Genomic DNA, 19,523 nt, shown 5'->3' with positions numbered 1-19,523 from the left:
GGTGGCTGAGCTGCCCCGGGGGGCGGGGAAGCCCTCGCTTCTCCGCCCCGCCGGCCCGGCCCCCGAGCGGGCCGGGCCCCTCACAGACTCAGAGTTCCGGCTTCATCCACGCCTACGGCCGAGCCGGTACGTACTTCCACCGGACCCAGGGAGCTGTTTTCCATGAGTGCCGAGACTCCGGTCCAGAGCGCCGGGAGCTTCGCCCGGTTGCGTCTGCGATTCCGTGACTGGCGGGGCACCCGGCCGTTCTGGGCAGGCCTGTTCACCCTGCTCGGCGGGGTGCCGATCGCCTACTTCCCGTACGCCACCCTCAAGCTGGGCACCATGTCGCTCACCATGGCGACCACCGCCGGTGCCGGCTCCCTCATCATCGGCGTCCTCCTGGTCACCCTCGGGCTGACCATGTGGTTCCAGCAGGCGACGCGCGTGTTCGCCGGCGTCGCGGCGATCATCCTCGCCCTGGTGTCCCTGGTGGTCTCCAACATCGGTGGCTTCATCGTCGGCTTCCTGCTGGCGATGATCGGCGGAGCGCTGGCCATCTCCTGGGTGCCCGGCGAGGCGCAGCCCGAGGCGAGCAAGCCGCACGACGGCGCGGAAGGCCCCACGGACGAGGGCGCCGCGCCCACCGCTCCCCAGGGCACCTTCGAGCCGGGGCATCCCCACCCGCCGTACGGCACCGCCGACGGCGGTCCCGCGCACGGTGGCGGGGACGGTTTCCGGGCCGAGGACCGCTTGGGGGGTGACCGTGTCGGCTGACGAGGCCCCCGGCCAGAGCCCTGTGGCCCCGGCACGGCAGAGAACGGGGCCGCGCCACGCGGCGCCCAAGAAGCCGCTGTTCACGAGGTTGCAGATGCCGGCCGGCAAGGCGATAGCCATGGCCGCCATGCCGACGGCGGTCCTCATGGGAATGGGGTTCACGCCGACGCTGGCCCTGGCCGACGACAAGTCGCCGACGTCCAACAGCCTGACGGCCGACGAGTACAAGGAGTGTGTGGCGGCCCTGGAGGACGGTGCGTCCGCGTCTCCGACCCCGGGGGCCGACGAGTCCTCCGACGACAACGAGACGGCGGAGCCGACCCCTTCGGCGTCGGAGTCCTCGAACTCCTCGGATTCGTCCGGCTCTTCGGGCTCCTCGGACTCCTCGGGTTCGTCGGGCTCCTCGGGTGACTCGTCGTCGGATTCAGGTTCCGGCGACGCGGCCGAGCCCGCGCCGACGCCCTCCCCGAGCACGTCGAGCGAGGCCCAGTCCGGCGACACGGCCACGGCGTCCCCGTCGCCGTCCGAGAGCGGCGGCAACCTGCTGGAGGACATCGGCGACGCGATCTCCGGCATCTTCAACGGCGGCAACCAGGAGACGGCGAGCCCGAGCCCGACGCCGTCCGCGTCGGCGAGCGAGAGCGAGGAGTCGTCGTCCGGGAGCGACGCCGAGGACACGTCCGACGCCGCGAAGGAGACCACGGACAAGGTCACCGACACGGTGAAGGACACCGTGAAGGACACCACCGACACGGCGTCCGACGCGGCCGAGGACGCCACCGAGGCGGCCCAGCAGGCGGCCGAGGAAGCGGCCGACGAGGCCACCGCCTCCCCGAGCCCGTCCGCGAGCTCCACCGAGCTCCCGGAGGGCTGCGAGGCCGCCACGGACGCCGAGGGCGGCATCGACAACAAGATCCTGCTGCCGGACGACCCCTGGTACCTGGAGGCCAGCTCGCTGACGCTCAACGGTGCCGACTACCAGGGCATCGTCGAGGTGAAGACCGCCAGCGGCAAGACCAAGAAGGTGCTGAAGTACGTCATCTCCGACGGCACCGTCATCGGGGACCTGCACCAGATCGTCAAGGACAAGCAGTCCGGCAAGACGCACCACGTGCAGGCGGCCAAGGGCTCCGACTCCACGATCACCGACGGCAAGACGGTGATGTACACCGAGCGCATCTCCGGGAACCTGCTCGGCCTGATCCCGGTCACGTTCGACCCGGAGCACCCGCCGCCGCTGAACATCCCGTGGATCAAATTCACCAACGTGAAGGTCACGCAGGCCGGTCAGTTCGGCGGCACGCTGACCGTTCCGGGGCTGCATCAGTACGTCACCGACTGAGCGCCGCCGTCCCGAACTCTTTTCCGGGAGCCGCACAGCACTGTGCCCCGCCGGGCCAACCCCTGGCGGGGCACAGTGCTGTCCCCGGATCTCTGGTCGAACGCAAAGTCGATTTAAGGGTTTCGAGGGGTCCAAGACGCTCGCCGAGCAGCAGGCCACGGCGGCCAAGGCCAAGTCGGACGAGGCGAAGAAGGCGGCGGCGCAAGCCAAGGCACTCGCCGACAAGGCCGCCGGCGACGCCAAGATCGCCCTCCAGGCGGCGGCGGACGCCGCGAACTACGCGGTGCAGGCGGTCGAATCCGCCGCCGCGGCCAACGCTTCCGCCAAGGCCGCCGCGGCGGACGCGGCGGCCGCGAAGAAGGCCGACGCGAACGCCCAGAAGTACGACCAGCAGGCGGGCCTTCTACGCCAACTCCGCCGTGAACGACGCCGAATCGGCCGCCGCCCAGGCCGACCGAGACGCCACGGAGGCCGAGAAGGACGCGGCCGGCGCCCGCTCCGCGGCTTCCACGGCCGAGGCCGACGCAACCGCAGCGGACCGGACCGCCACCCAGGCCGAGTCGGACGCGGTGAAGGCCGAGAAGGCGGCCTCCAACGCCGACAGCGCGGCCAAGGAGGCGGACGCGGCCGCCACCCGGGCCGAGGAGGAAGAGAGGGAGCGGGAACGAAAGGCGGCCCAGGCCTTGCTGGAGGAGAACGGCTCCGGCCTGGACTGGATCAAGGCCAACGGCGCCGAGATCCTCCTCGAGTACATCGGTGCGAACGACATCAAGCGGTGCTTCACCGAAGGCGATGTCGAAAGCTGCCTGTGGACCGTGGTCGGCGCCGTGGGTGTGGCGATTCCCGTCCTGAAGTTCCCCGCGGTGGCGAAGGCAGTCGTACGTGTCGCCACGGCCGTCCAGTGTCCGCCAAGACTCTGGCGGGCCCGTCCGTCAAGGGCCTGGCCGCGGGGCCTGCCTCCGCACCGGCTGCGGCGGACTCGGAGTACCCGGGTGTCGGTACGATCGTGAACCAGGACGGCGTGAAGATCCAGATCTACTCGAACGACCACGCACCGCCGCACGCACATGTGAAGGGCAAGGGCGCGGAAGTCCGCATCGGCCAGAACGGCAAGCCACTGGCGGGCGACCCGGAACTGTCCAGGCACCAGCCGGCCGTGGTCACCGAGAACATCCGTACGATCAGGGAGAACATCCGAGTCGCCATGGAAAGGTTCAAGGCTCGTGGCTGCTGATCTCTCCCCGGCACTGGGCGGGATTCTGCGGCAGCTCGCCCGGGCCGTCGGCCGGTACGAGGACGATGCCTCGTTCGCCGACGGTCACGACCGCTGGTCCCTCTACCAGGTGGCGATGGACACTCCCGCCGCACTGCCGCTGCTGTTCGAGGCGGTGTCCCTGGAGCCGGACGGTCCGTTGGCATCCGGTGTTGTCGGTGACGTACTGGAACGCGTTCCGGGGGACGAGCGCGAACGGTGGGTACAGATCCTCCCGCCGGCGGTGCGTGGCTTCTCGGCAGGGCGGGCGCAGGACCTCGGGACCCTGGAATCGCTCGAGCGGGGCGCCGTGTCGGCAGAGGCCGTCGATGATCTCATCGACACCTGGTCCGACTGGCTTCAAGGAAGAGCGGTCCGTGTGACCGCCGACCAGGATGTCCTGCGTGTCGTCTCTCGAAAGGGCCGAACCAAGAGGATCAGGCAGGCTGCCGTGGATGCCCTCCGGCACCGCTGATCGCACAAGGGACGAGGGCGCCCCCTGCCACAGGGGGCGCCCTCGATGTCGTACGGCGGCCTGACCAGGCCTGACGTCAGTCCCGCGCCCCGCCACCCAGATGATGCACCCGCACCATGTTCGTCGTCCCCGGCACCCCAGGCGGCGACCCCGCCGTGATGACCACGATGTCGCCCTCGTTGAACAGCCCCAGCTTCACGATCTCCTGGTCCACCAGGTCGACCATCTCGTCGGTGCTGTTGACGAACGGCACCACGTGCGGCTCCACGCCCCAGCTGAGCGTCATCTGGTTGCGGGTGCCCTCGTCCGTGGTGAAGGCCACGATCGGCTGGGCGGCGCGGTAGCGGCACAGGCGGCGGGCGGTGTCGCCGGACTGGGTGAAGGCGACCAGGCCCTTGCCGCCGAGGAAGTCGGCGATCTCGCAGGCGGCACGGGCCACCGAACCGCCCTGCGTACGCGGCTTCTTGCCCGGCACGAGCGGCTGCAGGCCCTTGCTCAGCAGCTCCTGCTCCGCCGCGGCGACGATCTTCGACATCGTCTTGACGGTCTCGACCGGGTAGGCGCCCACCGACGACTCCGCGGACAGCATGACCGCGTCCGCGCCGTCCAGGATCGCGTTGGCCACGTCGGAGGCCTCGGCGCGGGTCGGGCGGGAGTTGGTGATCATCGACTCCATCATCTGGGTCGCCACGATCACCGGCTTGGCGTTGCGCCGGCACAGCTCGATCAGGCGCTTCTGCACCATCGGGACCTTCTCGAGCGGGTACTCGACGGCCAGGTCGCCGCGGGCGACCATCACGCCGTCGAACGCCATCACGACGTCCTCCATGTTGGCGACCGCCTGCGGCTTCTCCACCTTGGCGATCACCGGGACGCGGCGGCCGACCTCGTCCATGACCTTGTGCACGTCCTGCACGTCGTTGGCGTCCCGCACGAAGGACAGGGCGACCAGGTCGCAGCCCATGCGGAGCGCGAAGCGGAGGTCCTCGACGTCCTTCTCGCTCAGCGCCGGCACGTTCACGGCCGCGCCGGGCAGGTTGATGCCCTTGTGGTCGGAGACGACGCCGCCCTCGATGACGATCGTCTTCACCCGCGGGCCCTCGACGTCCAGGACCTTCAGCTCGACGTTGCCGTCGTTGATCAGGATCTGGTCACCGCGCGCGACATCGCCGGGCAGGCCCTTGTACGTGGTCCCGCAGATGGACTTGTCGCCCGGGACGTCCTCGGTCGTGATGACGAACTCGTCGCCGCGCTCCAGCTCGACCGGGCCCTCGGCGAAGGTCTCCAGACGGATCTTCGGGCCCTGGAGGTCGGCGAGGACGCCGATGGCGCGGCCGGTCTCCGCGGAGGCGGCGCGCAGGCGCTCGTAGCGCCCCTGGTGGTCCTCGTGCGTGCCGTGGCTGAAGTTGAAGCGGGCCACGTTCATGCCCGCCTCGATCAGCGCGACGAGCTGTTCATGGGAGTCGACCGCGGGGCCGAGAGTACAAACGATTTTCGAACGGCGCATGGGACGATCCTATCGGTTTGTTTCGCTGCGGAATATTCCGTCTGGTGGAAGATACAAATGAGCTGCGTATTGCTCAGCCGTGTTACTCAGGCGTTGCCCACCAGTGCGTAGGTCTGCGTCGCGATCTCCAGTTCTTCATCCGTCGGTACCACGGCGACCGCCACCCTCGCCCCGGCGGGAGAGATCAGCCGCGGCCCGTCACCGCGTACGGCGTTCCGCTCGGCGTCCACCGCGAGGCCCAGTTGCTCGAGGCCGGCCAGGGCGGCTTCCCGTACCGGCGCCGCGTTCTCGCCGACCCCGGCCGTGAACGCGATCGCGTCCACCGTGCCGAGGACCGCGTAATAGGCGCCGATGTACTTCTTCAGCCGGTGAATGTAGATGTCGAAGGCCAATTGGGCCCGCTGGTCACCTTCGTCGATCCGTCGGCGGATCTCCCGCATGTCGTTGTCGCCGCACAGGCCGATCAATCCGCTCTTCTTGTTGAGAAGAGTGTCGATTTCCTCGATGGACATTTCACCAACCCGCGCCAAATGGAAGATGACGGCGGGATCCAGGTCACCGGATCGCGTACCCATCACGAGCCCCTCCAAAGGCGTCAGCCCCATGGAGGTGTCCACGCAACGACCGCCCCGCACCGCGGACGCGGACGCCCCGTTGCCCAGGTGCAGCACGATGACGTTCACGTCCTCGGGCGCCTTGCCGAGCAGCTCGGCGGTGGCCCGGGAGACGTACGCGTGCGAGGTGCCGTGGAAGCCGTACCGGCGTATCCGGTGCCGGTCGGCGGTCTCGACGTCGATCGCGTAGCGGGCGGCCGACTCCGGCATCGTCGTGTGGAACGCGGTGTCGAAGACGGCGACCTGGGGCAGGTCCGGCCGCAGCTGCTGTGCGGTGCGGATGCCGGTGAGGTTGGCCGGGTTGTGCAGCGGGGCGACCGGTATCAGCCGCTCGATCTCGGCGAGCACGGCGTCGTCGATGACGGTCGGCTCGGTGAAGTGCTTGCCGCCGTGCACCACGCGGTGGCCGATCGCGGCCAGTTCCGGCGAGTCGAGCCCGAGCCCGTCCTTGGCGAGCTCCGCCGACACGGCCTTCAGGGCGGCGTCGTGGTCGGCGATGGGCCCGGTCCACTCGCGGCTCTCGCCGCCCGCCGCCAGCGGGGTGTGCTTGAGCCGGGAGTGCTGTTCGCCGATGCGCTCGACGAGCCCGACGGCCAGCCGGCTGCTGTCCCGCATGTCGAGGAGCTGGTACTTCACCGACGAGGAGCCGGAGTTGAGGACGAGGACGCGAGAAGAGGGGGCCGAGCGCAGCTCGTCCCGCAGGGCGGTGGTGGGCGACGGGTGGGAGCTCACTGGGCGGTGGCCTTCTCGTTGACGTGGGACAGGGCGGGGGACTGGGCCTGGATCGCCGTGATGGCGACGGTGTTCACGATGTCCTGGACGAGGGCGCCCCGGGACAGGTCGTTGACGGGCTTGCGCAGACCCTGCAGCACCGGTCCGACGGCGATCGCGCCGGCCGAACGCTGCACGGCCTTGTAGGTGTTGTTGCCGGTGTTGAGGTCCGGGAAGATCAGCACCGTCGCCTGCCCGGCGACTTCCGACCCCGGCAGCTTGGTCTCGGCGACCGACGGCTCCACGGCGGCGTCGTACTGGATCGGCCCCTCGATCTTCAGATCGGGCCGCCGCTCGCGCACCAGCTCGGTCGCCTCACGCACCTTGTCGACGTCGGCGCCCGAACCGGACGTACCCGTCGAGTACGACAGCATCGCGATCCGCGGCTCCACACCGAACCGCTCGGCGGTGGCCGCCGACTGGATGGCGATGTCGGCCAGCTGCTCGGCGTTCGGGTCGGGGTTCACGGCGCAGTCGCCGTAGACGAGGACCTTGTCGGCCAGGCACATGAAGAAGACGGACGACACGATGCCGGCGTCCGGCTTGGTCTTGATGATCTCGAAGGCGGGCCGGATGGTCGCGGCCGTCGAGTGGACGGACCCCGACACCATGCCGTCGGCCAGCCCCTCCTGGACCATCAGCGTTCCGAAGTAGTTGACGTCGCTGACCACGTCGTACGCCAGCTCGACGGTGACGCCCTTGTGGGCGCGGAAGGCGGCGTACCGCTCGGCGAAGGCGTCGCGCAGGTCGCTGGTCGCCGGGTCGATCAGCTGGGACTCGCCCAGGTCGATACCGAGGTCGGCGGCCTTCTTGCGGATCTGGTCGACCGGGCCGAGCAGGGTCAGGTCACAGACCCCGCGCCGCAGCAGCACCTCCGCGGCGTGCAGGACGCGCGGCTCGGTGCCCTCGGGCAGCACGATGCGCCGCATGTTCGAGCGGGCCTGCTCCAGCAGCTTGTGCTCGAACATCATCGGCGTGACCCGGTCACTGCTCGGCGCCGAGACCCGCTTCAGCAGGTCACCGGTGTCGACGTACCGCTCGAACAGGCCGAGGGCGGTCTCCGCCTTGCGCGGCGTGACCGCGCTCAACTTCCCCTCCAGCGAGAAGAGTTGTTCGGCGGTGGGGAAGCTGTAGCCGGGCACCGACAGCACCGGGGTGCCCGGGGCGAGACGGGCGGCCAGGGTGAGGATCTCGTCGCCGGGGCGCTCGTCCAGGGTGAGCAGCACACCGGCGATCGGCGGCGTGCCGGCGCTGTGCGCGGCCAGCGAGCCGACGACCAGGTCGGCGCGGTCGCCCGGGGTGACGACCAGGCAGCCCGGGGTCAGGGCGCTGAGGAAGTTCGGCAGCATGGCGCCGCCGAAGACGAAGCCGAGGGCGTCGCGCGCGAGCCCCGAGTCGTCGCCGAGCAGCACCTTCGCGTCGAGGGACTGGGCGATCTGCGAGACGGTCGGCGCGGAGAGAGCGGGCTCGTCCGGGACGACGTAACAGGGCACCGGCAGCCGCGAGTCGAGCCGCTCGGCGATCTCGTCCCGGTCCTCCCGGGCGACCCGGTTGGTGACCATGGCCAGCACGTCACAGCCCAGGCCCTCGTACGCCCGGTAGGCGTTGCGCGTCTCGGCGAGCACCGACTCGGCGGCCTGCCTGCGCCCGCCCACGACCGGTATCACGGACGCGCCGAACTCGTTGGCGAGCCGGGCGTTGAGGGACAGCTCGTCCGGGAGCTGGGTGTCGGCGTAGTCGGTGCCGAGGACGAGGACGACGTCGTAGTCGCGGGCGACGGCATGGAACCGGTCGACCAGCGTGGACACCAGCTCGTCCGTTCCCCGCTCGGCCTGGAGGGCGGACGCCTCGTGGTAGTCCATGCCGTAGACCGTGGCCGGGTCCTGGGACAGCCGGTAGCGGGAGCGCAGCAGCTCGAACAGCCGGTCGGGACTGTGGTGGACCAGCGGCCGGAACACCCCCACCCGGTCGACCTGGCGGGTCAGCAGCTCCATGACCCCCAGTTCGACGACTTGGCGGCCGTCGCCGCGGTCGATGCCGGTCACGTACACGCTGCGCGTCACGCGTGCTCTCCGTTTCGTATGTCAGCTTCGTATGTCAGCGGCTTGGCGGAGCCTCGGTCGCAAAATCGCCCAGTGAGGTGAGCGAAACCCTCTTGACAATACCCTTGCCTACGGATAAGGCGCCCGTCAGGTTCGGGGGCCGACATCGTTCTCCGGGACGTGAAACAATCGGATTGGCTCACCGGTATCAACAGCGAGCAGGAGACACAGCACGATGCGTATCGGAGTTCTCACCGCAGGCGGCGACTGCCCCGGCCTGAACGCCGTGATCCGGTCGGTCGTGCACCGGGCCGTCGCACAGTACGGCGACGAGGTGATCGGCTTCGAGGACGGATACGCGGGCCTGCTGGACGGCCACTACCGCAGCCTCGACCTGGAGGCGGTCAGCGGCATCCTGGCCCGTGGTGGCACGATCCTGGGCTCGTCGAGGCTGGAGCGCGACCGCTTGCGCGAGGCGTGCGAGAGCGCCCCGGACATCGCCCGCGACTTCGGCATCGACGCGCTGATCCCGATCGGCGGCGAGGGGACCCTGACGGCGGCGCGGATGCTGTCGGACGCGGGTCTGCCGGTGGTCGGGGTCCCAAAGACGATCGACAACGACATCTCCTCGACCGACCGCACCTTCGGCTTCGACACCGCGGTCGGAGTCGCCACGGAGGCCATGGACCGTCTGAAGACGACCGCGGAGTCCCACCAGCGCGTCATGGTGGTCGAGGTCATGGGCCGCCACGCGGGCTGGATCGCCCTGGAGTCCGGCATGGCGGCGGGCGCGCACGGCATCTGCCTCCCGGAGCGCCCGTTCGACCCGGCCGACCTGGTGAAGATGGTCGAGGAGCGCTTCGCGCGCGGCAAGAAGTTCGCGGTGATCTGCGTCGCCGAGGGCGCCCACCCCGCCGACGGCACCATGGACTACGGCAAGGGCGAGATCGACCAGTACGGCCACGAGCGCTTCCAGGGCATCGGCACGGCTCTGGCGTTCGAGCTGGAGCGCCGCCTCGGCAAGGAGGCCAAGCCGGTCATCCTCGGCCATGTCCAGCGCGGCGGCGTGCCCACGGCGTACGACCGCGTCCTCGCCACCCGCTTCGGCTGGCACGCGGTGGAGGCGGCGCACCGGGGCGAGTTCGGCAAGATGACCGCGCTGCGCGGTACCGACGTGGTGATGGTGCCGCTGGCGGAGGCGGTCACCGAGTTGAAGACGGTGCCGAAGGACCGGATGGACGAGGCGGAGTCGGTCTTCTAGGCCCTGTCGTTTGGATCAGGTCGGCCGTGAGGTGCGGCGCCTTTCAGTCGACCCGAGCCGGCGGCGATGGGGGGTGTCCCCGCGCGAGCCGGGCGCAGCCGGTTCGAGCGTGGGGGAGTCGGCGAATGACGACAACGCGGCTGGGGGTACCCCCTGCTCGAAGAGCTTGGGGGAGCGCGTGCCAGACCCCGCGACGCCGGGATGATCCAAACGACACGACCTAGCGGCGGCCGGCTCAGGATGTTCCCGAACGATCACTGACGATCGCACGGGACTCAGGCCGTGTTTCCCTGGAGCATCGTCCAGAAGTGCTCCACGATCCGGTCCAGGAACTCGCGGCCGGCCGCGCTGGAGTCACCACTGCCGCCGCCCCAGCTGAGGGTGGCGGTCATCTGGCCCTGGTAGTTCTGGTGCAGCTCCTGGAGGGTCGCCTCCAGGGCACGCCGGTCCAGGGGCAGCATCTTGCCGACCGGACGCACGTACCCCTGCCAGCGCGTCGTCACGGCGCTGCGCAGCAGCTCGGCGAGCTTGCCGTCGCGCCCCGTGACGGTGATGAAGTCGGGCAGCGACAGCCCGAGGATCTCGGCGAGGGCGGCGGACTGACGGTCGGTGCCGCGCCAGTCCTCGTTCTCCTCCATACGGAGGTACGCGGTCAGCTCGTGCCCGACGGTACGGGCCACGTCCTCGGGCGCGAGGCCACGGGCGATCCGGTGCTCGCGCAGCGTCCGCGGCTTCCCGAGCAGCTCACTGGGCGAGCACCACAGCACGCCCGCGAGGGCGGTGAGCTCGTTGCTGGTGGGAGCGGCAAGCTCCCGCTCCCACGCGATCACGAGATCCTCGGTCACGTAGGGCAGTCCGTACGAGACGCGCAGGCCGTACGCGACATGCGCGGGCCCCATGTTCAGGGCGGCACGGAGCCTGCGGGCGGCGGAGGCGTTGAAGGGGGGAGTGGGTGGGTTCCGGCGGCCGGAGCGGTTGGGGTGGTTCGGCTGGTTCGGTTGGGCTGGGGGTCGACGCACGGGCACAACGTAGGGCGAACGGGGCGGGGTGACTACGGTCGGTTCAGCCAGGATCACGGATTGTAGGAAGCTACGGCTACTGGCGGGTTCGCCGCTGGCCGAAGATCGTCTGTCGACCGGCGCGGGGCGGCGGCCAGGATGGGCCCAAGGTCGTCACGGAGGCGGCCCGGAAGGTGGTGACCGCCGTGAACGGCAAGCTCAGCGGGCATATTCGAGAACGTCTCCGCGCGCCGAACTTCTGGCATCTGGCGACGGTGGGCCCGGACGGGATGCCCCAGGTTTCGCCCATGTGGGCGGACATCGAAGACGAGTACGTCATGGTCAACACGTCGATCGGGCGCGTCAAGGTGGACAACCTGCGGCTGAATCCCAACGTCTCCCTCTCCCACCATGACGTGGCGAACCCGTACGACCGGGCCGAGATCCGGGGCCGGGTCGTGCGGTTCGTGGAGGGCGAGGAGGCGGAGCGCGCGATGGACCGGCTCGCGCAGAAGTACATCGGGGAGGAGCGGTACCCGTGGCTGCTGCCGGGAGAGCGGCGGGTGATGCTGCTGATCGAACCGGTGCGGGTGCGGAGGGTCGTGGGGGTGGAGGACTTTCGGGCTGGGGTGTTGCCCGGGAGCTGATCTGAGTTGAGTTGAGCTGAGCTGGGGCTCGGGCACTCATCCCTTGACCGCCCCACCCAAGGCAAACCCCCCACCCAAACGTCTGGCCACCAGCACATAAAGCAAGATCACCGGTGTCGAGTAGATGATCGAGAACGCCGCGAGCTGGCCGTACACCACGGTCCCGCGATTCCCGAAGAACTCGTTGATGCTCACGGCGGCCGGCATCTGGTCCGGGGTGAGCAGGAGCATGAACGGGACGAAGAAGTTCCCCCACATCATCACGAAGGAGAACACGGTCACCACCGCCACCCCGGGCCCCATCAGCGGCAGCACGATCCGCACCAGCGACTGGAGCGACGAGGCCCCGTCGGTCCAGGCCGCCTCCTCCAACTCCCTCGGTACACCGTCCATGAAGTTCTTCATCAGCCAGATGGCGAACGGCAGTTGAGACGCGGCGAAGAAGAAGATCGTGCCCTGCATGGTGTCGATCAGGTTCACCCGCACGAACAGGGCGTACACCGGCACCATGATCGCCGTGATCGGCAGGCTCGTCGCGAACAGGACCGTCAGCAGGAACGGACGGTTGAAACGCGACCGGAATCGCGACAACGGGTAGGCGGCGAGTGCCGCGCACGCGACGGTCAGGGCGGTGCCCCCACCGCACAGGAGCAGGCTGTTGAGCAGGGGCGTGAAGGTGATGTCCGGCGTCAGGACCGCGTCGAAGTTGTCCAGGGTGATGCCGTCCGGGAGCTTCACCTGGAGGTTCGCGTGCGTGTCCAGCGCGGAGAGGATCACCCACGCGAGCGGGAGCACGAACGCGGCGGCCACCACCAGCAGGCCCGCGTCGGCGGCCAGGCGGCGTTTGGTCCTGCGGGAGGCGAGGGTCCTGGATGTCCGGGCCATGGGCGTCAGACCTCCGTTCGCAGCAGACGCAGGTAGACCACCGAGAACAACGAGCCCACCACCAGGAGCAGCAGGGCGACCGCGGTGCCGTAGCCGATCATGCTCTTCTGGAACGCCTCCTCGTACATGAACAGCGGCAGCGTCTGGCTCTTGCCGCCCGGGCCGCCCCTGGTCATCACCCAGATCAGGCCGAATACGGACAGGGTCTGGAGGGTGATCAGCATGAGGTTCGTGCCGATGGAGCGGCGGATCATCGGGAGGGTGATGTGCCACATACGGCGCCAGCCGCCGGCGCCGTCGACCTCGGCCGCTTCGGTGATCTCCCGCGGGATCTCGTTGAGCGCGGCCGAGTAGACCAGCATCGAGAAGGCCGTGCCCCGCCATACGTTCGCGAACGACACGGCCAGGATCGGCAGGGTGAACAGCCAGTTCTGGGCGGGCAGATGGAGCCAGTCCAGGATGGCGTTCAGGGTGCCCTCGCGGCGGAAGAAGGCGTAGAGGAGGAATCCGGCGACGACCTCCGGCAGGACCCACGCCGTGATGACGATGCCGCCGGTGAGCGTGCGGAGGGGCTTGGACGCGCGCTGCATCAGCATGGCCAGGCCGAGGCCCAGGGTGTTCTGCCCGATCAGGGCCGAGATGACGGTGAAGACGAGGGTCAGCCAGACCGCGTTGAGGAACGCCTCGTCCCCGAACGCCGTACGGAAGTTGTAGAAGCCGACGAAGGACTCCTCGGCCTGGCCGGTGAGCTGGAGGTCGGTGAAGGCGATGTAGGCGCAGTAGGCGATGGGGCCGGCCAGGAAGAGGAGCAGGAGGACTACGGCGGGGATGACCGGGAGGGCTCGGGTGAGGGTGCGGGGGAGTGGAGCGGTGGGGGCGGTCGGTCGGGCCGATCGGGTCCGTCGGGTCCGTCGGGTCGGTGGGGTCGGCGGGGTCGCTTGGGCCGGCTGGGGCGGCTGGGGCGAAGTCGGCGGGTCCGACGGGGATTCGGCGTTCCCCGGGCCCGCCGCGGAGTGCTGCGGTTCGGCGGTCATGGGCGGTCGTCCTCGCCGTTCGTTCACTTCTTCTCGATCACCTGGTCGTCCGTCGCCGACCTCAACTCCTCGTCGTAGCCCTTCGCGGCCTCGTCCACCGACATGTCGCCCGTCGTCACCCCCTCCATCGCCTCCTGCACGGCGGTGGAGACCTTCGGGTACGCCGGGTAGGCGGGCCGGTAGTGCGTGCTGGCGACCAGGTCCGTGAAGAACTTGATGCCGGGCTGGGCGTCGATGTAGGCGGGGTCCTCCGCGACGTCCTGCCGTACCGCGATGCCGGAGTTGGCGACGTACCACTTCTGGGCGTTCGCCTTCGTCTGCATCGTCTTGATGAACTCGAACGCGAGGTCGGGGTTGCCCGCCTTGGCCGGGATCGACCAGGTCCAGCCGCCGGACATGCTGACCTTGCCGGGGGCCTGGCCGTTCTGGGTGGGCATGGCGGCGAGGCCGAGTTCGTCGGACCACTCGGGCCATTCGTGTCCGCTGCCCGCAAGCCAGTCCTGCGGGAGCCACGAGCCGTCGAGGGCGATGGCGAGCTTGCCCTGCGGGAGCCACTCGCCGCGGACGCGGGTCATGACGTTGGGGTCGAGGGCGTCGGAGACGTCCGGGCCGAGTTTCTCCTTGTAGACCGTCTCGACGAAGGCAAGGGCGTCCTTGAAGCCCTGGCTGCCGGCGATCCACTTCTTGGCGGACTTGTCGTAGAGGGGGTCCGAGGTGCCGCCGTTCGTGCCGGCGCCATCCGTGCCGTAGAGCAGCATCTCGAAGGTCTGCATGGTGGCGGCTTCGCCGACGGGTTTGCCCGTGTAGACGTTGAGGGGGATGACGTCGGGGGCCTTTTGTTTGATGGTGCGGGCCGCGTCGAGGATGTCGTTCCAGGTCTTCGGCTGCCAGTCGGTGGGCAGGCCGGCCTTCTTGAAGATGTCCTTGCTGAACCACAGGCCCCGGGTGTCGGTGCCGTCCGGGATGCCGTACGTCTTGCCGTCCTCGCCCTTGGCGGCTTCTTTGGCCGTGTCGAGGAACTGGTTCCAGTCCGGCCACTTGGCGAGGTACGGGTCGAGGGGTTTCAGGTATCCGCTGGTGATGTCCGAGTTGATGAGGAAGGTGTCCTCGTAGACCAGGTCGGGGGCGGTCTTGGGGGAGCGGAGCATCTGCTGGAGCTTGGTGTAGTACTCCGAGTCCGGGGCCTTGATGGGGACGAACTCGACCTTCTTGCCGGGGTTCGCCTTCTCGAACTGCTTCTTGATGTCCGCCAGGTAGGTGTCCATCACCTTGATGGAGTTGTCCGTGGACTGTTTGAAGGAGACCTTGACGGTGTCCGGGTCGCTGCCGGAGCTGCTGCCGCAGGCTGTGAGGGTGCCTGCGGCGGCGAGGGTGAGGGCGAGGAGTGTGGGGAGGGCGGGGCGGGCGGCGGTGGGGCGCACGGGGCATGACCTCCTGCGGACGCACTTCGTTGTGGCGCGGGGATGGCTGCCTGGTGAACGTAAGTTGAGTGGTCTAGTCAGGTCAATGTGTGTGCGGCCGATTGGGCGGCGGTGGTTGCCGTGGCGATGGCGGCTTCGGCTATCGGCTACAGGAGGTGGTCGGCCTTTCCGGCCTTGATGTCGCGGATGAGGGTGCGGAGGGCTTCGCGGGTGTCGGTGAGGTAGTGGTCTTCCTGGCCGAGGAGTTCCGCGAAAAGTAGTACACGTACTCCGATCATGTCCTACAGCCAGTGATGAGCCGCTTACGGCCCGACGCCGTTGGAAGTGCATCGCACGAGCCTGCCCGCGTACCGGGCGGGGTGTCGGTACGCCGTCGAACGTCCGCAGTCGACAAGGGGGTTGCTCATGTCTGTGTCCGTACTCGGGGCCGTCTCCACCTGTCCCGTCTTCGCCGAGGAGACGGACATCGCGCCGCCCTCGCCCGACGCGCTCACGTACAGCCTCACCCTGCCCGCAGGGCCGGTCAGCTCGCGGATCGCTCGGGTCACCACGCGGGCCGTGCTTCAAGGGCATGGGCTGGAGGACATGGCGGATGCGGTGGTGCAGGTGGTGGGGGATCTCGCCGCATGTGCTTGCCGGTTCACGCCGGGGCACGAGGTGTATCTGTCGTTGCGGTATCGGGAGGGGGCGCTGCGGGTGGTGCTGTACGACGGGCATCGGCGGCACGAGAATCCTCGGCTGGTCGCGGCGTGCGATGCGCGGAGGCGGGCGGCGTTGCGCGTGTTGGGGTGCGTGGTGCGGGCGTGTAACGGGGACTGGGGGTTCGGGGAGGCTCGGGAGTCCGGGTGGGACACGGATGCGGCGGTGGTGCCTTGGCGGGGGCTCGGGGGTATTTGGGGGTGAGGTGAGGGCGGGGAGTTATCCGGGTTGTTCGGCGGCGCGGGCGCGGGCTTGTGCTGCTCGGTCCGGAGCATTGGCACGGGTGAAGGCGTTGGCGGACTGGAGGTAGGCGGCGCGAGCCTTGGCGGGCCGGTGGGCGTCCTCATAAAGGAAGGCCAGGTTTTCGAGGGTCTGCCCTTCGCCGTACCAGTCCTCGAACTCCTCGCGGAGCACCAGGGACTTGCCGTACGCCTCGATCGCCTCCTCCATCTGGCCCGTCTCCCGCAGGGCGAGGCCGAGGTTGTTCCATGAGCCGGCTTCGTTGTGGCGGTCTCCTGCGGCCCGGGACAGGTTGCAGGCCTGGATGTGGGCGGCGATCGCCTCCTCCGCCCGGCCCGCCTGGCGCAGAGCGCTGCCGAGGTTGTTCCACACGACGCCCTCATGGTGGCGGTCTCCGGCGACCCGGAACAGGTCGCGGGCCTGGGTGTGGGCGGTGATCGCGTCCTCCGCCCGGCCTGCCTCCCGCAGGGCGAGGCCCAGGTTGTTCCATGAGCCGGCTTCGTTGTGGCGGTCTCCTGCGTCCTGGTGCAGGTCGCGGGCCTGGGTGTGGGCGGTGATCGCGTCCTCCGCCCGGCCTGCGTCCCGCAGGGCGAGGCCGAGATGGTCCCACGCCATGGCCTCGCCCAGTCGGTCCCCGGCAAGGTGGGCGGCCTCCCGCGCGGCCTCCGCGACGGCGATCCAGTCGTCGAAATACCGCCGCCAGCGCAAGTACTCCCCCAGACACCCGGCCAGCCTCACCGCCGCGTCCGCGAAGCGCTCCTCCCGCCCCCACGCCACAGCCGCCACCAGACCCGCTCGTTCCCCGTCCAGCCACGCCAGTGCCTGCCCCCGGTCCCCGAACCGCTCCGGCTCCGCCATCCCCGGCAGCCACCGCAACCGGTCATCCGCCGCATCCGCCCACCGCCAGTAGAAGTCCAGCACCCGCTCTTGCGCCGCCTCTCCCTCCTCCCGCAACCCCGCCTCCCCCGCCACCACTCCCGCACCAAATACCCGCACCAAGTCATGCACCCGCCACCGCACTGCGGAAGCCTTCCCATAGCCGCCCCGCGCCGGCGCGACGAGATATCTGGCGGCCAGGTCCTCCAGCAGGGACAGCGCGGACTCCGTGTCGAGGTCGGCAAGAGCAGCGATCGCCTCTGTGCCGGTCTCCGCACCCGGAGCAAGACAGAGCAGACACAGCAGCCGGGCCTCATTGGGCGGCAGCCGACGGTACGAGGTCTCCAGCACGGGGCGCAGGACGAGTGAGCGTCCATACAGGTCGGTTCCGGGGCTGCCGCGGTCGAGGACGGAGGTCGGGTCCCCGGCGTCGCCGATCTCAGCCACCAGCGAGGCGATGTCCCGATGCCGTCTTCGGCGCAGCATCCCCGTGGCGATCTGCAGGGCCAGGGGCAAGTGGCCGCAAAGGTCGGCCAGTTCGCGTAGCGCGTCGGGGTCACGCGCCGGACGGTCGTCCCGTTCGTCGGTGTCGTGCAGGGCGCGGGTCACGAGGGCGACGGAATCATCCGGGGCGAGTGTTTCCAGGTCGATCAGGCGCACCGCAAGGGCGTCGGGCCGGTCCCGGGACGTGATGAGCACCCGGTGGTGGTCCGTTCCGGGCAGCAGCGGCAGGTACTGGGACGGGTCCGAGGCGTTGTCAAGGATCAGCAGCATCCGGTCTCGTTCAGCGAGGAGCGCCCGATATGCGTCGTACTGGCGCTCGGACGTCGGCGGCAGATCCCGGTCCCGTACGCCGAGCGCGTCGAGCAGAGCCAGTACCGCCTGATCGGCCGTAACCGGGTCGTCGTCGTACCCGCGCAGGTCCACGAAGAGCGTTCCGCCCGGGAACCAGCCCCGCGCACGGGACCGGTGCGCCGCCTCCACCGCAAGCGCGGTCTTGCCGACGCCGCCCATACCGGTGACGGCGAAGATGAGGAGTGGGAGCGCGGCCGTGTCGTCCTCCCCGGGGGAGAGGTGCGGGAGCAGGCGGTCCAGATCCGCCGATCGGCCGGTGAAGCCCAGAGGGCGGGGCGGGAGTGTCGCGGTCGCGCGCGGGACCGGACCATGGGTGGTGCCCCTGCCGCCCCTACCCTCGCCCGTTGCCCTTGCCGGTGACGGGGCCGTAGAAGGTGCCGCCCCGGAAGTCGATGTGGTCTCCGCCGTACGTCGCCGCGCCGTCCCCGTGCCGATGGGGACCCTCCTCGGAGTCGGAGGAAGCGGAGGATCCCTTGCGGGGCCGGTGCTTGCGCAGCACCGCCACCGTCACCGCGGCCGCCTGCTTGGCGGCGAGCTCTTGCGAACCCGAGGCGTCGGCTCTGCTCTTACCCGCGTCGGCCCGGTCGCTGATGCCCCGGATCACCAGGGCGTTCAACTGGCCGTTCAGGTGGGCCGCCTGGAGCGTCCCGGAGCCCTCCATCTCGATCGCGCCCGCGTCGTTGTAGCTCCCGCGGATGAACCGGGCGATCTCGGACTCGGCGTCCGCCAAGACCACGTCCCCCGTGGCGATCGGCATAAAGTGCGCCCGCACCTCCGGCATGTCCCGCACGGCGGAACGCGCCGCCTGTTCCAGCGCATGCGAGCCCGGCAGGGCCTTCGGCCGCACAAGGAAACCCTCGGGCGTCTGCTTACCGCCGTGGATCTCGTACACCTGCGTACCCACGACGACGTCCCCGATCCCGACGTCGTCCTTCAGACCGCCGGCGACACCGACGAAGAGCACGGCCTCGGGATGCAGCCAGTTGATGAGCTGTGTGGTGAGAGAGGCGGCCCGCTCGGCGCCCATGCCAAGTTCGGCGATGGCAACATGCCAGGAAGTGCTGGGCAGTTGGCCCTTCTCCACTCGGGTTCCGTCAGGGTGCACGAGCTCCCGCCGCCCCTCGACGTGCACGCGGATGGCGGCGTATTCGAGGGGGAGCGCGGTCAGGACGAGAACAGTGGGCTGTGTCTCCGGCACACTCATAACGTACCGCCGGGGGAAGGAATCGAGTGCCGGAACAGGACGTCACCGTCGGGCAGTTGCTGCTCGCCGAGTACCAGAGCGTGAAGGACGAGCAGAAGGCGCGGATCGGGTTCCGGGACAACCTGCTCTACGTGACGCTTGCCGTCGTCGCCGCCGTCATCGCCGCGGCCGCGCAGGCCAAACAGGCGTCGATGCTGCTCGCTTTGCCGCCGGTGTGCGTCGTGCTCGGGTGGACCTACCTCGTGAACGACGAGAAGATCTCCGCGATCGGCAGGTACGTCCGCGAGGATCTCGGTCCGCGGCTCGCGGCGCTGGCCGAGCCGGGGGGCGGCTTCCAGGCGTTCGGCTGGGAGACCGCGCACCGTGGGGACGCGCGGCGCAGGGCCCGTAAGGCCGTCCAGACCGTCGTCGACCTGACGGCCTTCTGCGCCGTGCCGCTGGCCGCGCTGGTGGTGTTCTGGGCGGACGGCGATGGCGGCGGGCTGATGGTCACGCTGTCGGTGCTGGAAGCGCTCGCCGTGGCGGGGCTTGCCTCGCAGGTCCTGTGGTACGCGAAGGCACCGTGAACTCCCTCCTGACGCCGTACCTTTGACGTACGCACTATGCGCTGGCCAACGGGGTGAGCACGGGTAGGGAACGGGCGG

At 69.6% G+C, this 19,523-nt stretch carries 19 protein-coding genes; 9 read left to right on the top strand and 10 right to left on the bottom strand.

The annotated features are described in order from the left end of the window. The first annotated feature begins 162 nt into the window (after positions 1–162). The 5 genes from ACIBAG_RS40800 to ACIBAG_RS40780 all read left to right on the top strand — a co-directional run bounded on the left by ACIBAG_RS40800 (position 163) and on the right by ACIBAG_RS40780 (position 3,825). Positions 163–756 carry a DUF6114 domain-containing protein gene (locus tag ACIBAG_RS40800; protein ID WP_399112568.1) on the top strand — a complete coding sequence of 198 codons (594 nt, stop codon included), beginning with the start codon at positions 163–165 and terminating at the stop codon, positions 754–756. Continuing rightward, the gene (locus ACIBAG_RS40795; RefSeq protein WP_399112717.1) at positions 746–2,098 is read left to right on the top strand and encodes a hypothetical protein; all 1,353 of its coding nucleotides are present in this window, start codon (positions 746–748) and stop codon (positions 2,096–2,098) included. The genes ACIBAG_RS40800 and ACIBAG_RS40795 overlap by 11 nt, the downstream gene beginning before the upstream one ends. A 419-nt stretch (positions 2,099–2,517) precedes the next feature. Continuing rightward, complete coding sequence (locus tag ACIBAG_RS40790) at positions 2,518–3,108, top strand: hypothetical protein (protein WP_399112567.1); 591 nt, start codon at positions 2,518–2,520, stop codon at positions 3,106–3,108. Next, positions 3,105–3,332: a DUF4160 domain-containing protein gene (locus tag ACIBAG_RS40785; RefSeq protein ID WP_399112565.1), complete on the top strand. Its 228-nt coding sequence runs from the start codon at positions 3,105–3,107 to the stop codon at positions 3,330–3,332. The genes ACIBAG_RS40790 and ACIBAG_RS40785 overlap by 4 nt, the downstream gene beginning before the upstream one ends. Beyond that, positions 3,322–3,825 (top strand): hypothetical protein, encoded by a 504-nt coding sequence (locus ACIBAG_RS40780; protein ID WP_399112564.1) that lies wholly within the window; start codon positions 3,322–3,324, stop codon positions 3,823–3,825. Before ACIBAG_RS40785 ends, ACIBAG_RS40780 begins: the two co-directional genes overlap by 11 nt. Before the next feature lie 76 nt (positions 3,826–3,901). Here ACIBAG_RS40780 and pyk read toward each other — a convergent pair whose 3' ends face one another. The 3 genes from pyk to pta form a co-directional block, all read right to left on the bottom strand. Further along, positions 3,902–5,332, bottom strand: coding sequence for a pyruvate kinase (gene pyk, locus ACIBAG_RS40775; RefSeq protein ID WP_399112563.1), 1,431 nt, complete (start codon positions 5,330–5,332; stop codon positions 3,902–3,904). A gap of 86 nt (positions 5,333–5,418) precedes the next feature. Then, complete coding sequence (locus ACIBAG_RS40770; RefSeq protein WP_399112561.1) at positions 5,419–6,678, bottom strand: acetate kinase; 1,260 nt, start codon at positions 6,676–6,678, stop codon at positions 5,419–5,421. Next, positions 6,675–8,780 (bottom strand): phosphate acetyltransferase, encoded by a 2,106-nt coding sequence (gene pta, locus ACIBAG_RS40765; protein WP_399112559.1) that lies wholly within the window; start codon positions 8,778–8,780, stop codon positions 6,675–6,677. The genes ACIBAG_RS40770 and pta overlap by 4 nt, the downstream gene beginning before the upstream one ends. 214 nt (positions 8,781–8,994) lie before the next feature. Between pta and ACIBAG_RS40760 the strand changes: the two genes are divergently transcribed. Then, positions 8,995–10,020, top strand: coding sequence for an ATP-dependent 6-phosphofructokinase (locus tag ACIBAG_RS40760; RefSeq protein WP_399112557.1), 1,026 nt, complete (start codon positions 8,995–8,997; stop codon positions 10,018–10,020). A 275-nt stretch (positions 10,021–10,295) separates the two neighbouring features. Here the strand turns inward: ACIBAG_RS40760 and ACIBAG_RS40755 are convergent, their stop codons facing one another. After that, the gene (locus ACIBAG_RS40755) at positions 10,296–11,039 is read right to left on the bottom strand and encodes an XRE family transcriptional regulator (RefSeq protein WP_399112555.1); all 744 of its coding nucleotides are present in this window, start codon (positions 11,037–11,039) and stop codon (positions 10,296–10,298) included. A gap of 185 nt (positions 11,040–11,224) precedes the next feature. On the opposite strand from ACIBAG_RS40755, the gene ACIBAG_RS40750 reads away from it, so the two are divergent. After that, positions 11,225–11,665: a PPOX class F420-dependent oxidoreductase gene (locus tag ACIBAG_RS40750; RefSeq protein WP_399112554.1), complete on the top strand. Its 441-nt coding sequence runs from the start codon at positions 11,225–11,227 to the stop codon at positions 11,663–11,665. Positions 11,666–11,701: 36 nt separating this feature from the next. Here the strand turns inward: ACIBAG_RS40750 and ACIBAG_RS40745 are convergent, their stop codons facing one another. From ACIBAG_RS40745 to ACIBAG_RS40730, 4 genes are all read right to left on the bottom strand, one after another. Then, positions 11,702–12,550 carry a carbohydrate ABC transporter permease gene (locus ACIBAG_RS40745; RefSeq protein ID WP_399112552.1) on the bottom strand — a complete coding sequence of 283 codons (849 nt, stop codon included), beginning with the start codon at positions 12,548–12,550 and terminating at the stop codon, positions 11,702–11,704. A gap of 5 nt (positions 12,551–12,555) precedes the next feature. Beyond that, positions 12,556–13,584, bottom strand: coding sequence for a carbohydrate ABC transporter permease (locus ACIBAG_RS40740; RefSeq protein ID WP_399112550.1), 1,029 nt, complete (start codon positions 13,582–13,584; stop codon positions 12,556–12,558). A gap of 23 nt (positions 13,585–13,607) precedes the next feature. Continuing rightward, complete coding sequence (locus tag ACIBAG_RS40735; RefSeq protein WP_399112549.1) at positions 13,608–15,005, bottom strand: extracellular solute-binding protein; 1,398 nt, start codon at positions 15,003–15,005, stop codon at positions 13,608–13,610. 146 nt (positions 15,006–15,151) lie between these two features. After that, positions 15,152–15,283 carry a hypothetical protein gene (locus ACIBAG_RS40730; RefSeq protein WP_399112727.1) on the bottom strand — a complete coding sequence of 44 codons (132 nt, stop codon included), beginning with the start codon at positions 15,281–15,283 and terminating at the stop codon, positions 15,152–15,154. 127 nt (positions 15,284–15,410) lie between these two features. On the opposite strand from ACIBAG_RS40730, the gene ACIBAG_RS40725 reads away from it, so the two are divergent. Beyond that, positions 15,411–15,908 carry an ATP-binding protein gene (locus ACIBAG_RS40725; RefSeq protein ID WP_399112547.1) on the top strand — a complete coding sequence of 166 codons (498 nt, stop codon included), beginning with the start codon at positions 15,411–15,413 and terminating at the stop codon, positions 15,906–15,908. Between the two features lie 15 nt (positions 15,909–15,923). Here ACIBAG_RS40725 and ACIBAG_RS40720 read toward each other — a convergent pair whose 3' ends face one another. Beyond that, positions 15,924–17,906, bottom strand: a complete 1,983-nt coding sequence (locus ACIBAG_RS40720) for a tetratricopeptide repeat protein (protein ID WP_399112715.1) — start codon at positions 17,904–17,906, stop codon at positions 15,924–15,926. 100 nt (positions 17,907–18,006) lie between these two features. Further along, positions 18,007–18,879, bottom strand: coding sequence for a nucleosidase (locus tag ACIBAG_RS40715; protein WP_399112545.1), 873 nt, complete (start codon positions 18,877–18,879; stop codon positions 18,007–18,009). Positions 18,880–18,905: 26 nt separating this feature from the next. On the opposite strand from ACIBAG_RS40715, the gene ACIBAG_RS40710 reads away from it, so the two are divergent. Further along, positions 18,906–19,445: a hypothetical protein gene (locus ACIBAG_RS40710; protein ID WP_399112543.1), complete on the top strand. Its 540-nt coding sequence runs from the start codon at positions 18,906–18,908 to the stop codon at positions 19,443–19,445. The last annotated feature ends 78 nt before the right edge of the window (positions 19,446–19,523 follow it).

Origin of the sequence: Streptomyces sp. NPDC051243, from assembly GCF_044455405.1 — a bacterium.
In the GTDB taxonomy this organism is placed as follows: domain Bacteria; phylum Actinomycetota; class Actinomycetes; order Streptomycetales; family Streptomycetaceae; genus Streptomyces.
Note: the sequence above shows the minus strand (reverse complement) of the source record. Positions and strands in the feature narration are given on the sequence as shown.